The sequence below is a fragment of the Paraburkholderia sp. JPY419 genome (genome assembly GCF_050435705.1).
GTDB classification, from domain to species: domain Bacteria; phylum Pseudomonadota; class Gammaproteobacteria; order Burkholderiales; family Burkholderiaceae; genus Paraburkholderia; species Paraburkholderia youngii.
Genome location: NZ_JBNDKV010000003.1, coordinates 347441 through 360896 on the forward strand (window position 1 = coordinate 347441; position 13456 = coordinate 360896).

Annotated in this window: 11 protein-coding genes and 2 pseudogenes; 6 read left to right on the forward strand and 7 right to left on the reverse strand. The window is 58.4% G+C overall.

What is annotated here, in order from left to right:
- Positions 1–169: 169 nt before the first annotated feature.
- Positions 170–1312 carry an IS110 family transposase gene (locus tag QFZ91_RS25090; protein ID WP_429568818.1) on the reverse strand — a complete coding sequence of 381 codons (1143 nt, stop codon included), beginning with the start codon at positions 1310–1312 and terminating at the stop codon, positions 170–172.
- A 96-nt stretch (positions 1313–1408) separates the two neighbouring features.
- Here QFZ91_RS25090 and QFZ91_RS25095 point away from each other — a divergent pair.
- A pseudogene (locus QFZ91_RS25095) lies at positions 1409–1888 on the forward strand (LysE/ArgO family amino acid transporter); the annotation flags it as partial.
- Positions 1889–2001: 113 nt separating this feature from the next.
- Here QFZ91_RS25095 and QFZ91_RS25100 read toward each other — a convergent pair.
- Positions 2002–2580 (reverse strand): cupin domain-containing protein, encoded by a 579-nt coding sequence (locus QFZ91_RS25100; RefSeq protein ID WP_309235206.1) that lies wholly within the window; start codon positions 2578–2580, stop codon positions 2002–2004.
- A gap of 696 nt (positions 2581–3276) precedes the next feature.
- On the opposite strand from QFZ91_RS25100, the gene QFZ91_RS25105 reads away from it, so the two are divergent.
- The 4 genes from QFZ91_RS25105 to tnpC all read left to right on the forward strand — a co-directional run bounded on the left by QFZ91_RS25105 (position 3277) and on the right by tnpC (position 8246).
- A complete protein-coding gene (locus QFZ91_RS25105) occupies positions 3277–4518 on the forward strand; it encodes a cysteine desulfurase-like protein (RefSeq protein ID WP_429568819.1) in 1242 nt (413 codons plus the stop codon).
- Positions 4519–4590: 72 nt separating this feature from the next.
- Positions 4591–4764, forward strand: a complete 174-nt coding sequence (locus QFZ91_RS25110) for a hypothetical protein (protein ID WP_429568820.1) — start codon at positions 4591–4593, stop codon at positions 4762–4764.
- 123 nt (positions 4765–4887) lie between these two features.
- On the forward strand, positions 4888–7884 hold the full coding sequence (locus tag QFZ91_RS25115; RefSeq protein WP_429568821.1) for a Tn3 family transposase: 2997 nt from the start codon (positions 4888–4890) through the stop codon (positions 7882–7884).
- Positions 7881–8246 (forward strand): Tn3 family transposase post-transcriptional regulator TnpC, encoded by a 366-nt coding sequence (gene tnpC / locus QFZ91_RS25120; protein ID WP_429524610.1) that lies wholly within the window; start codon positions 7881–7883, stop codon positions 8244–8246. Before QFZ91_RS25115 ends, tnpC begins: the two co-directional genes overlap by 4 nt.
- Before the next feature lie 261 nt (positions 8247–8507).
- Here the strand turns inward: tnpC and hutG are convergent, their stop codons facing one another.
- The 5 genes and pseudogenes from hutG to QFZ91_RS25145 all read right to left on the reverse strand — a co-directional run bounded on the left by hutG (position 8508) and on the right by QFZ91_RS25145 (position 11989).
- Positions 8508–9308: an N-formylglutamate deformylase gene (hutG, locus tag QFZ91_RS25125; protein WP_429568822.1), complete on the reverse strand. Its 801-nt coding sequence runs from the start codon at positions 9306–9308 to the stop codon at positions 8508–8510.
- A gap of 1 nt (position 9309) precedes the next feature.
- Positions 9310–10083, reverse strand: coding sequence for a LysR family transcriptional regulator substrate-binding protein (locus tag QFZ91_RS25130; RefSeq protein WP_429525216.1), 774 nt, complete (start codon positions 10081–10083; stop codon positions 9310–9312).
- A gap of 24 nt (positions 10084–10107) precedes the next feature.
- Positions 10108–10377: pseudogene (locus tag QFZ91_RS25135) on the reverse strand (LysR family transcriptional regulator); the annotation flags it as partial.
- A gap of 41 nt (positions 10378–10418) precedes the next feature.
- On the reverse strand, positions 10419–11171 hold the full coding sequence (locus tag QFZ91_RS25140) for a maleate cis-trans isomerase family protein (protein WP_429524608.1): 753 nt from the start codon (positions 11169–11171) through the stop codon (positions 10419–10421).
- Positions 11172–11236: 65 nt separating this feature from the next.
- Positions 11237–11989: a GntR family transcriptional regulator gene (locus QFZ91_RS25145; protein WP_429524607.1), complete on the reverse strand. Its 753-nt coding sequence runs from the start codon at positions 11987–11989 to the stop codon at positions 11237–11239.
- Positions 11990–12312: 323 nt separating this feature from the next.
- Between QFZ91_RS25145 and QFZ91_RS25150 the strand changes: the two genes are divergently transcribed.
- On the forward strand, positions 12313–13455 hold the full coding sequence (locus QFZ91_RS25150; protein ID WP_368719004.1) for a M24 family metallopeptidase: 1143 nt from the start codon (positions 12313–12315) through the stop codon (positions 13453–13455).
- Position 13456: the final 1 nt, after the last annotated feature.

The following is a 13456-nucleotide window of genomic DNA, read 5'->3' on the forward strand; positions in this document are numbered from 1 at the left end:
GGCAGGCCGGTCACCTCATGCCGCATGCGCGAAGCGCTGGAGCCACCCTGTTACCGACGCGCCCCATCTAGGGAAACGGCCACCCGCGATGGGTAGCCCGAGCGTGTTTCGGGCGCGTTGACCTTTACATGCTGTTGCTGCATCCGATTTCATTCAGTCATTGAGACCCTCACGTATTGGCATCGCGCGGTTTGCGTATCGCCCCGACGGGGATCTCGCCGTACTCGAGATAGCGCCACAGGGCGATTGCCAGACGGCGTGCGAGCGCGACGATACCGATGCGCCGCATCCGCTTGCCGCCGCCGGCAAAGCGCTCGTTGAACCAGTGGCTGAGCTGGCTGCCGGGCTGCAGGCGCAGCCAGCTCCAGGCGAGCTCGACCATCAGCCAGCGACATCGCCGGTTGCCCGCCTTGCTGATACCGAGTTCAACGTCGCTGGTGCCACTGGCGTACGGCGTGGGCGTGAGGCCTAGGTAGCCGGCCACTTCGCGGCGGTTGCGAAACTGCCGCCAGCCGAACAGTTCCCTGACGAGTGTCCACGCGCTGCCTGCACCGATGCCGGCAAGCTGTGCGAGCAGCGCCATGCCGGGATGTGCGCTGCTACGCACCTGCCGGTTCTGCTCCACTTCGAGCAGGCGGATCTGCCGGCGCACCAGCGCGAGCCGCTCACATTCGCGGTCAATTTCGGCGCGCAGACCGGGCGCCAGCAACTCGCGCTGACGGGTCCACCAGTGTGTCCAGATGCGACCGCCGACGGACTTGACCCGAAGGTTGTGCAGTACCAGCAGGGAACGGATCCGGTTAGTGTGCGCGGTCTGCTCTTTGCGCAGGCGTTCGAGCTCGCGGTGCAGGCGGCGGTCGTCTTCCTGCTCGGGCGTGGGAATGCGTGCCACCGCCCACACACGCCGCTCGCCCGCGTAATAGTGCATGAGCATCGACAGCAGCTTGTCGCTGTCAAGCCGGTCTGTCTTGGCGCGACGCGCACGGCGGTTCACCTCGATGCTGGCCGAATCGACCACGAGATTGACGATGCCCTGTTCAGCCAGCCAGCGGTGCAGCCAGAAACCGTCGCGGCCTGCTTCGTAACAGCTGTAGACGGGTGCGTCGGCGCCGAGATGGCCACGCGCCCTGGCGTTGGCGATGGCGGTGAGAACCGCCGTGGCATCGCCGGCGGCAACCGTACAGCGGCTGGGCGCGCGCTGGCCATCACCCAGTGAGAGCTTCCAGTTCTTCTCGCCCAGTTCAAACGCCATGTACAGGCAGCCACCTGCCGTCGTATTCTGCCCACGGAGGGCGGTGTCAGGCGTATCCATTTGCGTGCTCCTTCGGAGAAAACGAGTGTGCAAGTCCCGTTTTACTCCAGTCGGGCTTTCTGTCTCTGCCCTCCCACATAGCATCTAGTCTGTGCAGGAAGCGATGCGCTCTTGATAGCCTTTGGGATGCACGGTTTCGCTCTTGTCCTCACCCGCAGACCCAACGTTGTTTCGTGGCTGTTCGACGCTGGAATTCTTGCGCTGGTTTGCCATGGCTTATTGGCACTTCGGTCTGTGCTACGAGCTGGCCAGCCGGATATCGCAACATCAGGGACAACCGCGTCTTTGAGGCGGACATTGCTCGTCGTCGCCAGCGTGTCGTTGATCAACCCGGTTTCCTGGATTGATACGGTGCTTGTCATTCCTGCGGTGATGGCTGGTCGGACAGGCGTCGCGTGCAGGGCGGTCGTGGCGGGTGCAGTAACTGCGTCGCTTATCTGGTTCCTCGTGCTGACGTATGGCACGAGAACATGCCGGTCATTCTTTGAGCATCGTGCTTCGATGCAAGTACTCGATGGCACCGTGGCCTTGCTGATGTTGTCACTCGCCGCGCATCTCGTGCTAATGGGGGCATAGGCGTCATTGTCCGGCCCCCGTGCTTCGAGAGGAGGATTGCCGATCGCCAGGTGGGCCGAGTCGCTCACGCCCTTCATTGGTTCAACGCAAGGCCCGTCGAAAGAACTCAGCCTCTAGAAGGTCGGCGGTGTGTTGACCCACAACACTCGCGTTGTCACGTCTGTGTCGTTGACGTAACGATGGCCGAGCTCGGAATCGAAATAGAACGAATCCCCGGTCTCGAGCACATGGGCGGAATCCTCGACAAGCAACTTCAGTCTCCCTTCAAGAACGAAGCCAAATTCCTGGCCTTTGTGAGAGATCTTTTCGTCGCTTCCGCCTTTAGGAGCGATGACATGGATGCTGGCCTGAAGCAGAAACTCCGGCCCCGACGGAACGAGCATTTCGAGCGTCACCCGGTTGCCGGTGCGTCGGTGGCCAGTGGGTAGGATACCTCGCTCGTCCTTCCGAACGACATAAACGTTTGACTCCCCTTTCTCTGCCGAAGCGAACAGGGCGCTTATGTTAATACCTAACACTTGAACGATTCGGTGCAAGGTCGCGAACGATGGCTGCGACACGTCGTTTTCGACCTTCGACAAATACCCTTCGGTCACGCCGGCCTTGCTGGCAACTTCCTTCAAGCTCATGCCCATGAGCATGCGGGTGTGTTTCAACCGGACGCCTACCTTGACCGGCATCTCGTCACTCACGGTGTTCTCCTGAGGTCTGCTCGTATATCGGGGCTCGTCTCCTGCGACCAATCGTTCCGACTGCGCGTTCGCGGTTCACGAGGATTCGGGTCACGCCTGTCAATCGGGCACTCAAAGTGTTCCACTGTGAGAGGCATATTCCCCTCATGAAAGATTCTGTCCCAACAGGCACGGATTGTCTAGGCTAGCTGCGGGTCATGCGGCAATCGCAGGCAAGTATATTTCCTTATGGGAATCAATGTTGCCTTTGCATATTATCTCCCAAAGAAGGGAAAGCAGAACAAATTGGACGGATGTCTTTTGGAGGCCTGCTATGCAACAAACCCCTGATGAATTGCAATATTGGCGACGACGGTTGCTTTCGGTCGTAGGCAGGGCGGAAGCCGTCGTTTTCTGCGCTATGGGGCTTTTCTTTGCCTACCGGACCGCGAAAGCGTGGCTGGTTGCCGGATGGTTGTCGGCACATCTCCGGTGACAAATCGGCATGCGCGCGCGATTGCTGGGTCTTGGGCGATCGCGACGCTTGCCCATTTACAGCGCACCGGCGCCTCGTATGGCGGGTAAACACTCATGTCATTTTGCTCATAAGGAAAGTATCTTTCCTTATGAGAATTTCAATTTCCCATTTGCTCACTTCTTCAGGTGAGCCGGCAGCGCAGCGCGTGTCGAGCCGATTTTTCCCGTGAGATCAGCAATATGAACCACAGTCAGCTTCGCCAACAGTTTCCCGTCTTCACTCGTGACACCCGTGGAACGATCTTCTTCGACGGCGCAGCCGGAACGCAGGTGACGCATCGGGTGATCGACAAAATGGCGGATGCCATGATCGAAGACAACGCAAATCTCGGAGGGTGCTTCCCGACATCGGTGAATGCGGTTCGAAAAGTAGCGAGCGCGCGCGAGGCCTTCAAGGACTTCTTCAACGCGAACGACGCACGTGAGGTGGTTTTCGGGCAGAACATGACAACGCTGACGTTCGCATTCTCGCGAGCGATAACGCGCACGCTCCAGGCTGGAGATGAGATCGTTCTGACGCGAATGGATCACGATGCGAATGTTTCGCCGTGGTTGCTTGCGGCGAAAGATCAAGGGTTGATCATTCGGTGGATCGACTTTGATCCGAAGACGTGCGAGTACAACCTTTCGAATCTCGACGAGGTCATCACGCCTCGTACGAAAGTGCTGGCAATCAACTACGCCAGCAACATCACCGGCACGATCAACGATATCGCGGCGCCAATCCGTCGAGCGAAGGAGGTGGGCGCGCTTGCCTACGTTGATGCTGTTCAGTATGCGCCACACGGCGTGATAGACGTTCAGGACCTCGGTTGCGATTTCCTCGTGTGTTCGGCTTACAAGTTCTACGGGCCGCACATCGGAATCCTGTGGGGTCGCCTGGAACTGCTCGAGCGACTGGAGTTTTACAAGGTGCGTCCGGCCAGCAATGCCGCACCCGACAAGTTCGAAACGGGCACGAAGTCACGCGAAACCATTGCGGGTGCACTCGCTGCGATCGAACACTTCGAATGGCTCGGGGAGACGTTTGGCGGCGCGACTGCCTCGTCGTCGCGTCGTGAAAGGATCGTCGCGGGTATGGCGTTCACCAAGCATTACGAAGATGAACTGGTGGCGCGCGTGATTGAGGGATTGAGCGCGTTCAGGGGATTGACCATTCACGGCATTACTGCGAAAGACAGACTTGACGGCCGCGTTCCGACGATTTCATTCAGCGTAGAGGGCGCGGATCCCGCGAAGATTGCGCAGAGCCTTGCCGAGGTGAACGTCAACGTTTGGCCTGGACACAGTTACGGCCTTGAGCCGATCGAACGGCTCGGCCTGACCAACAAGGGTGGCGTCGTGCGCGTGAGCTTTGCGCAATACAACACCATGGACGAGGTCGAGGTGTTCCTCGATCACATGCGCAAGATCCTTGCGTAATCGTGTGTCGGCCATCGCACGCGCGATGGTTGGCGAAACTTCCACGCTGATCTCTAACGGACACCTGCCAAAATGCAGAGCCCCCAAACCTCTCCGACGGCCGAGGACTGGAAAGCACTCGCCGGTCGCATCGAGTTCGCGACGCAGGCATTTGTCGACGGCCAGTTCGTCAACGCCGTTTCCGGCGAAACGTTCGACACCGTCAATCCGGCAACAGGAGCCGTTCTGGGGATATCAACAAGGTAAGCGTAAATTCCTATCATAAGCCTTGTAGTTATAAAGACTGCGCCGGTTATTACGATTTGTGCAGTAACGTCTGATTTTTCTTGCGCTAATCTGAGCGGCCCTCTGCGATCCGGACGATCCGCAATGGCTACCCTCGAACGCACCGCGTACCCGCGCTTCCCCGAGGTCCTGGCACCCCGGGAACTGCAAACCTGCTACACGCCACTGCCCGACGAGCTCGAATGGGCACGCCGGTCAACGCGCGGCGAGCGACCTCGACTGGGCCTGCTGGTGCTGCTGAAGGTCTTTCAGCAACTGCACTATTTCCCTCCGCTCGCTACCATTCCGGCCGGCGTCGTTGAACACGTTCGGGCAGCCGCCGATATCGGCGACACCGTGCAATTCGGCTACGACACTGAGACCTCCCCAACGCTGTTCCGGCATTACGCGGCGGTTCGCACCTGGCTCGACGTGAAACCGTATTACGGCACCGACGCGAACGCGATCGCGACACGGGCAGCGCATACGGCGTCGCTGACGATGGACCAGCCGGTGGACATCATCAACGCGACGATCGACGAGCTGATCGCGCGCGATATCGAGCTGCCGGCGTTCTCGACGCTCGACCGGCTGACTGAACAGATCCACGCCCGGGCGCAGTCCCGACTGTTCAAGCGCGTCACGCGACGCTTGACCGATGAACAGAAGCTCGCGCTTGACCGGCTGCTCGCGCGGGATCTGTCGAATCGACAGACTGCCTACCACAGGATCAAGCGTCATGCGAAACGCCCGTCGCGCCAGCATCTGGAGCTGCTGATCGACCAGATTGCCTGGCTCGATGAGCTCGGCGATTTTTCACTGGCCATCGCCGGGATTCCGGCCTCGAAGCTGCGCTCGCTCGCCAATCAGGCGATGGCGCTCGACGCGTCCGCGCTCAGGAACGACACTTTGCCCGAGAAGCGCTACACATTGATCGTCGCGCTGCTCAACCGCATGCGTGTACGCGCCCGCGACGATCTCGCCGACATGTTTGTCCGGCGCATGGGTGCCATCCACAAGCGCGCAAGCGACGAGCTGGACGCCATTCAGCGCAAACAGCGTGATCAGGTCGAAGACCTCGTAGGCTTGCTCGACGGCGTTGTCGACATCCTTGCCGACGAATCCGATGAGACGGCTATCGCCCGAGCGGTCAGGAAGCTGCTCGCGCCGAAAGGCGACCTGGAGCCGTTGCGCGAGAGCTGTGCGGCGATCCGCGCGTTCAGCGGCCGCAACTATCTACCGTTGCTCTGGAAGCACTTCAAGGCGCACCGTTCGGTCATGATGCGTGTCGCTCGTACGCTCGAATGGGATTCGACAAGCCCGGTCCGCTCGCTGCTGAACGCACTCGATGCGGTGCTGGAGAACGAATCGCTGCATCGTGAGTGGATCGATGCGGACGTCGACGTGAGCTTCGCCGCGCCGCGGTGGCGCAAGCTCGTGCGGCGCTCGCACGGCGACGGATCGCCGACCAATCGCCGGTATCTCGAGCTCTGCGTGTTCTCGTACATGGCCGAGGAACTGCGGGTCGGCGATCTGTGCGTGACGGGCTCCGACGCGTACGCCGACTATCGCGATCACCTGTTGCCGTGGCGGCAATGCGAGCAGCAGTTGCCGGACTATTGCGACAAGCTCGGCATGCCCACAACTGGCAGTGACTTCGTGCGCCATCTGCGTCAATGGCTGACAGACGCTTCCCACAAGCTCGACGCCGAATTACCGCGCAAGCGCGAGCACGTCGTGATCGACCGTCATGGCGAGCCGATACTGCGCAAAACCGTCGCCAAGGAGATCCCGGCGAGCGCCATCGCTTTGCAGGAGCGGCTCAGCGCCCGACTGCCGACGCGGAACATGCTGGACATCCTCGCGAACATCGAGCACTGGACCCATTTCACGCGGCACTTCGGGCCGTTGTCCGGGAGTGATCCGCAGATTCGCAAGGCTGCCGAGCGCTACCTGCTGACCATTTTTGCGATGGGCTGCAATCTCGGTCCGACCCAGGCGGCCCGCCATCTTGATTCCGATGTCACCGCGCACATGCTGTCGTTCGTCAATCGCCGGCATATGAGCCTGGACAAGCTCGAAACCGCACAACGCGAGCTGATTGAACTGTACCTTCGGCTCGATCTGCCGAAACACTGGGGCGATGGCAAGACGGTGGCGGCCGATGGCACGCAGTACGACTTCTACGACAACAACCTGCTGGCTGGCTATCACTTTCGCTACCGGAAAATGGGCGCAGTCGCATACCGGCACGTCGCCGACAACTATATCGCGGTTTTCCAGCACTTCATTCCGCCGGGCGTGTGGGAGGCGATCTATGTGATCGAGGGCTTGCTGAAGGCCGGCCTGTCGGTCAAGGCAGATACCGTTCATGCCGACACGCAGGGGCAGTCCGCCGCCGTTTTTGCGTTCACGTACCTGCTCGGCATCAACCTGATGCCACGGATTCGCAACTGGAAGGATCTCGTGCTGTACCGGCCGGACAGCAAGGCCAAGTACATGCACATCGACAAGCTGTTCACGGCGACCATCGACTGGGTGCTGATCGAGCAGCACTGGCAGGAGCTGATGCAGGTCGCATTGTCGATTCAGGCCGGTACCATCTCGTCGCCGCTGCTGCTGCGCCGGCTCGGCTCCGAAAGCCGCAAGAACCGGCTGTATCTGGCCGCGCGCGAGCTCGGCAACGTCGTTCGCACGGTATTCCTGCTTGAGTGGATCGGCAGCATCGAATTGCGTCAGGAGGTCACCGCGAACACGAACAAGATCGAGTCGTACAATGGCTTCTCGAAGTGGTTGTCTTTCGGCGGGGACGTGATCGCCGAGAACGAGCCAGAGGAGCAGCAGAAGCGACTACGCTACAACGACCTCGTCGCGTCGGCCGTGATCTTGCAGAACACGGTGGACATGATGCAGGCGCTACGCGAGATGGCGGCAAACCGCGAGAAAGTGCGCGCCGAAGACATTGAGTTTTTGAGCCCGTATCCGACCCACAACATCCGGCGCTTCGGCCACTATAAGCTACATCTAGATCGTCGGCCGGAAGCCTGGATCCGGGACCCGCTGTTCGGTCAAACTGCCCGTACCTACGCGTCCCGCTCATGACTGCACGCCCGGCGACAACTACGACTTATTTTGGCGACGTCGACACCGCTGCGCTGGAGCGGCTCGAATCGAGCTACGACACAACCCGCCTGCTGGCTGCAGTTGATATCGTCGATCGCATCCGCACCCAACTCCATGATCCCGAGGGGTTACGAGACGACATCCTGGAGATCCACAGCATGGCGCATTCCGTGTTGAATGGCGCACCATTGGTGCCGTCGCACCGCGAAGGCACACTGCCCGATCGGGTGCTGGACGCGCTCAATCGGATTGACGAATTTGTCGTGGAGTTCACGCGGGTGAGGACGAGCCTCGAGCCGCTTGAAGCGCTGCGCCCGGACGACGGGTTTGGCGAGGGTTGAACGGCGCCCGTCCACTGATCGAGACCACGGGGGCTGGTCCCGGCCGGTGTTATGCGGCCGCAGACGGCCTGGCCAGAAGGCGACGTTCAACACCGTTCTCAACTAGCCGAACTTCCGGCTGGGTTCAGCCGGCAATGGGACATTCGAATCACCGCAGCAAAACTGTTAGCGAACACATGTGTCGAACAAATCTGTAGCAGTCGTCTTAAGCTCAATATCGAGGTATCCAGTGGATTCCACGATCTTGACCAGCCAAGCAACCTAGGTCCGCATGCGAGCTACCGATTCGAGTGCTTCCATGACCATGGTCTGCAGTGTTGCCTTGACCTGCTTTGCCCGAGGAGAAATAAGCCTGAAAGGTGCGCTTTCTTCCATGTATGTTCTTTGGCTCATTTCAAGCTGGATTGCGTGGATGCCATTGCTCGGCGCTCCATAGTGGCGCGTGATGTACCCCCCCTTGAACCGACCGTTGGCGACCCAGGTGTATCCGCTTTCACTCGCCGCGTGGACAGCCGCACGGAATACTGAACTGTCGCAGGTTCGGCCGTCTTGATTGCCCAGATTGAGTTCGTGAAGCGTTCCATCGAACAGTCGAGGCAGACAACTTGCGATGGAGTGCGCCTCCCATAACAGCACCTGTTGGTGCCGGTCACATAGCCTTCTGATCTCTTCAGCGAGGCACTCATGGTAGGGTCGCCAGTAAGTCCGAAGCCTGCGCGCTTTTTCATGCGTATCAGGAGCACGGCCGTCGCGGTACAACGATTCCCCTCGGAAAGTATGAGCCGGATAGAGGCCTGTCGTTACTTGGCCGGGATATAGACTTTCATCAGACGGCGGTCTATTGAGGTCAATCACGTAACGCGAGACCTTCGCCGTAACGATGGTCGCGCCAAGGTTGTGTCCGAAATCGTATAGCTGGTCGAGATGCCAGTCCGTATCAGCCAAAGTCAGCGCAACATCTGAAAAGTCGTCGCGCAGATCCTCGGGGATGGTTATGCCGAGATGAGGGATGGAGATGATGAGCGGGGCGCCGCCGCGCACCAGTGAAAATATATCAGTCAATTTAAGGGCTCTGGTTCGTCGATCTTTGAAGAGCGGTAGCGGGCATCTGGGGGAAAAATCGCGTGAGTGCTGGCCGAATCAGACCGTCGATTACACGACCTGTAAGCGCGGCGACGTTGTCTACAAGGTCATGCCATTCTCCGCGGCGATGTAAGATGAAAAATTCCCTCCGGCTGAGGCTTCCCGGTGGTAGCGGGAGCACCACCAAGTCGTTGAGATAGTGACGTGCCTGCCATAAGCAAAGTGGAGTTGAGATGGCGAATCCCAAATTTGCCCTTACGAGGCTAAGCAATGGATCTGTTGCGTCGAACTCGTAGCGTCGGGGGCTATCGATGTTGAGATGTCGGGCAAGCCGCTCGACCTGTTGTCCGATCACAGAGCGCGCTGTGTAGCGTATCAGCGGCAAGTCTTCAGATAAATGCGTCCACGCTGTGCTATCGCCTTTCCTGTTTTCAAACCACCGACGTGAGGCCACGGCCAGAAAAGCTTCCGACATCAGCGGCATCTCAGAGAGCCTTGTGTCGGTGATCGGCGTCTGCGTGCAGACGACAACATCAACCTCACCACGATGAATCTGCCCGGCGAGCGTCGGGGTGAGTCCTGACCAGAGCTCGATCTGACGAGCAGAATTAGACATGGCTCGAATCAACTCCGGTCCGACCGTCGCGGCAAAGGAATCAACACATCCAAGTCGGACAGGAAGCATCTCGCCCTGCGCCGCATCTTTCAGCCTGCTGCTGATATCTTGCGCCTGCTGAAGAAGCGGGCCGGCCATCTGTAGTAGGACTCGTCCTGCACGATTTGGCCGTGGGGGTCGGCTCTCCCGATCAAAGAGCTCTGTATTCTGCTCGCGTTCAAGAGACGCTATCGATTGACTTATCGCACTCTGACTGACCGCCAGCCGTTTGGCAGCCGCTGTCATCGTTCCTGTTTCGCAGACGGCGACAAACGCTTCAAGAGCGCGCAGGTCGATCGGCGGACGAGGTCGAGCCATGTGAGTTCCCATGCCTCTAAAAATGATGCGATGGAGGTACATCTGGCATGCAAAGAACGGGCGCAGGAGGTGCATCTTCTACCGATGGGGCTGGGAAGACTACCTCCTATGCTTGATCAGTGCTCGGAAAGAAGACGGCCAAACCCGTTCAGCCGATCCTCCATACCTGCGAGTCGCATGACATCCCATGCAACCGCCTGATTGCTCGTAATGACGGGTTTGCCGGTTAGTTTCTCGATCTCTTCGATCACCTCAATTGAACGAAGCGCGCCACAGCTGATGAAGATCGCATCTGCTTCCGGCTGATCAATGAAAAGCGCCATCTGCACGATGCTTTCAGGCGTCACTCGCACCATGTCGCTGTCTTTTTCCAGTTGCAAGCCATGGATTGCAAGAACCTCGAAGCCCTCGTTTTCGAGATAGACCTTTTCCATCTCGTTGATTTCATCAAGGTACGGGGTCCCGATGACGATCCGTTTGGCGCCTACAGCGCGCAGGCCACGAATGACAGCCGTTACCATGCTCGTAGTTTTTGCGTTGGGTGCGCCACGCGACAACTCTTCGAATACCTTCTTCTCGCCAACGACCAGACTTCCAGATGTGCAGCCATAGCAGATCACATCGAGGCTGCCGTCTGGAAGGATCCGTGCGGCTGATTCCGCGAGACTCGATGCGATGTTATCGAGCGATTCTCGTGTGATGCTATCGGGATTAGGGACTCTCGTGAAGTGGATCCCAACACCCTTTGGGAGAAGGGTGAACATGTCATCTTCGATTGTCTGCTCTGTGGCAAGCAAGACAAAACCCGCCTTGGCGCGATCATGTCGGCCCGCGTCAAAGTGGGGCCGAAACTCTGCCATTTCGCTCATAATAAGATGTCCTATTCATTTAATTTCATGTACCTACATACCCGGTACAGCTTGAATCAATTCGACTAACCGGTTATGAATCGAGCGATGCGCGCGAGGCCAAACGAGATGTAGTTGCGCTGAACAAGCCCCAACGCGCGCATATCGGCAGCTCGAAGAGCGCGACAGCACTCTTCGAGCTCTCGATTCAGGTATTCGACCTCTTCATCCCATAGGTCAGTGACAAAGTTGTACCAGACGCGAGACGCCTGAAAATAACACCGGTCATGTGTCTGGCGCAGTTCACGGTTTCTTATAAGTTCATTGATGGCGAAGTGGAGCTCGTGAAGGATCGACCAGAACTCGTCGTAATTCTTCGGTCCGCTCGACAGCTCCGCGGCTCGAGGAATCAGACGTTCGATCCGTTCAAGCGCTTGAGGGGCGTCGCCTGGCGAGCAGAAGTCGCCCAACATCTCGCTCAATCTCAAGCGAAAGTTGTATGTGTCCCGATACTCGCGAAACTCGACGCCGCTGACAATCGTCCCGACGCCGTTCTTGGTTTCAACCAGGCCTTCATATTCGAGCCTCTGCAGCACTTGGCGGATCGGGGTACGACTCACGTCGAACTCCTCAGCCAGAGCGCTCTCACCCAGCAACGTGCCTGGGGGGTAGTGAAGGCTGCAGATGCGATCACGCACGGACCGATAAATGTCCGGCGTCTGGCCACGGATCGACGGAGCTTTTGCTGTCGACCGAGACGATTGCTCCTTCAGCTTGACCACACGTGCCATTGATATTCCCCCGTAGAACGATGTCGCCAGCCCGGTGAGATCGCCCACTCAAGTTCCATGAAGAGGTGCACTCGATTGTAACGCCACCGTACGGCTATGTGCAACCTGTACACAGCTCTGCGGCGAGCCCCTGTTTACCCGAGGTAGCTGGCGTGGATAATATGTCCCAATGAAAAATGAAATGAGGCAATTTTAAACGAGTTTTAGTAAATAGATATAGGAAAATCGCCGAAACTAAGACTCGGCAGGGCAAAGTGACGCCACGCTCCTTCTGCGACAGGTCAGGCTAATTCCGCACTTGACAACAAAAATTGTCGTTCCTAAAGTGGACCTGTGTACATGCTGCATACAGCTAACCAAGAGGAGTTATTGTGGGCGAATACGAGAGTCGGGTAAGCAAGCTGCGCGTCGCACTGCGCGCAGCAAATGTCGATGTGGCGCTGATCAGTGACCCGGATGCGGTCGCATACTTCGCCGGCTTCTGGAACTACCTGGGTATGGATTTCGGTCGGCCGACCCTGCTGGTTATTCCACAGGACACGGACCCGGTTCTGATCACGCCTCTGATGGAATCGGAAATGTGCTCGCTTATGACGTGGATCAAGGACATCCGCCCGTGGGCAGACGGTATCGATGATGAGTGGCGCAAGCCGCTGCGAGAAGTATTGGAAGCGTCGAAAGTGGAACGCCTCGGTATTGAACGCGCAAAGATGCCACCGCTCGTGAGGGCTGCGTTGCCGGTTGACGCGGATCGCCTGACTGATATCGGACAGATCATTTTCGATCTACGTATGATCAAAAGCGAGAGCGAGATCACAACGATGAAGCAGGCCGGCCAGGTTGCCGTTGCGATGGTACAGGCTGCGAAAGAAGTGATTCGCGAAGGCGTACCCGAGTATGAAATCGCGCTCGCAGTCATTGCCGGCGGTACGCGCAAGGCGGCGTCCTTTCTGGACGAACACGTCGATCGATTCGTGTCTCCGACGATCTATAACCTGCAGATTCTCCAATCGGGTCGAGACGTATGTCTCGTGCACCGTCGATCCTCCGTTCGCAAGCTACGGCGCGGGGACCCTGTATATCTGTGCTTCTGCGGCATCGCCAACTTCAAGAACTACAAGCTTGGATTTGACCGCGAATTTTTTGTCGGGTCAGTCACTGACGAACAGGCTCGCATATATGAAGCTGCGGTAGCAGCACAGCAAGCTGCCCTCGCGCAGATTAGGCCAGGCGTGCGCTGCGATGATGTTAATGCGGCGGCCGAACAGGTTTACAAGGACGCTGGCTTCGCACCCGGATACCGCACTGGTCGTTCGATCGGCTATTCGTTCCTCGAGACCCCAGAGCTCAAGCGCGGAGAGCAGCGCACCCTCGAAGCTGGCATGACGTTCGCAGTCGATGGTGGCATCACGATCGAAGGCGAGTTTGGTGGCCGAGTCGGCGATTCAATCGTCGTTACAGCGGACGGGTTCGAATACCTGACTGACTATCCGCGCAGCTTGGCGGTGGTGTAAG

Excerpts from the sequence above, each read along its gene's own strand:
- tnpC (WP_429524610.1), top strand. The coding sequence starts at position 7,881 with ATGACTGCACGCCCGGCGACAACTACGACTTATTTTGGCGACGTCGAC.
- QFZ91_RS25090 (WP_429568818.1), bottom strand. The coding sequence starts at position 1,312 with ATGGATACGCCTGACACCGCCCTCCGTGGGCAGAATACGACGGCAGGT.
- QFZ91_RS25105 (WP_429568819.1), top strand. The coding sequence starts at position 3,277 with ATGAACCACAGTCAGCTTCGCCAACAGTTTCCCGTCTTCACTCGTGAC.
- QFZ91_RS25140 (WP_429524608.1), bottom strand. The coding sequence starts at position 11,171 with ATGAGCGAAATGGCAGAGTTTCGGCCCCACTTTGACGCGGGCCGACAT.
- QFZ91_RS25115 (WP_429568821.1), top strand. The coding sequence starts at position 4,888 with ATGGCTACCCTCGAACGCACCGCGTACCCGCGCTTCCCCGAGGTCCTG.
- QFZ91_RS25110 (WP_429568820.1), top strand. The coding sequence starts at position 4,591 with ATGCAGAGCCCCCAAACCTCTCCGACGGCCGAGGACTGGAAAGCACTC.
- QFZ91_RS25130 (WP_429525216.1), bottom strand. The coding sequence starts at position 10,083 with ATGGCCGGCCCGCTTCTTCAGCAGGCGCAAGATATCAGCAGCAGGCTG.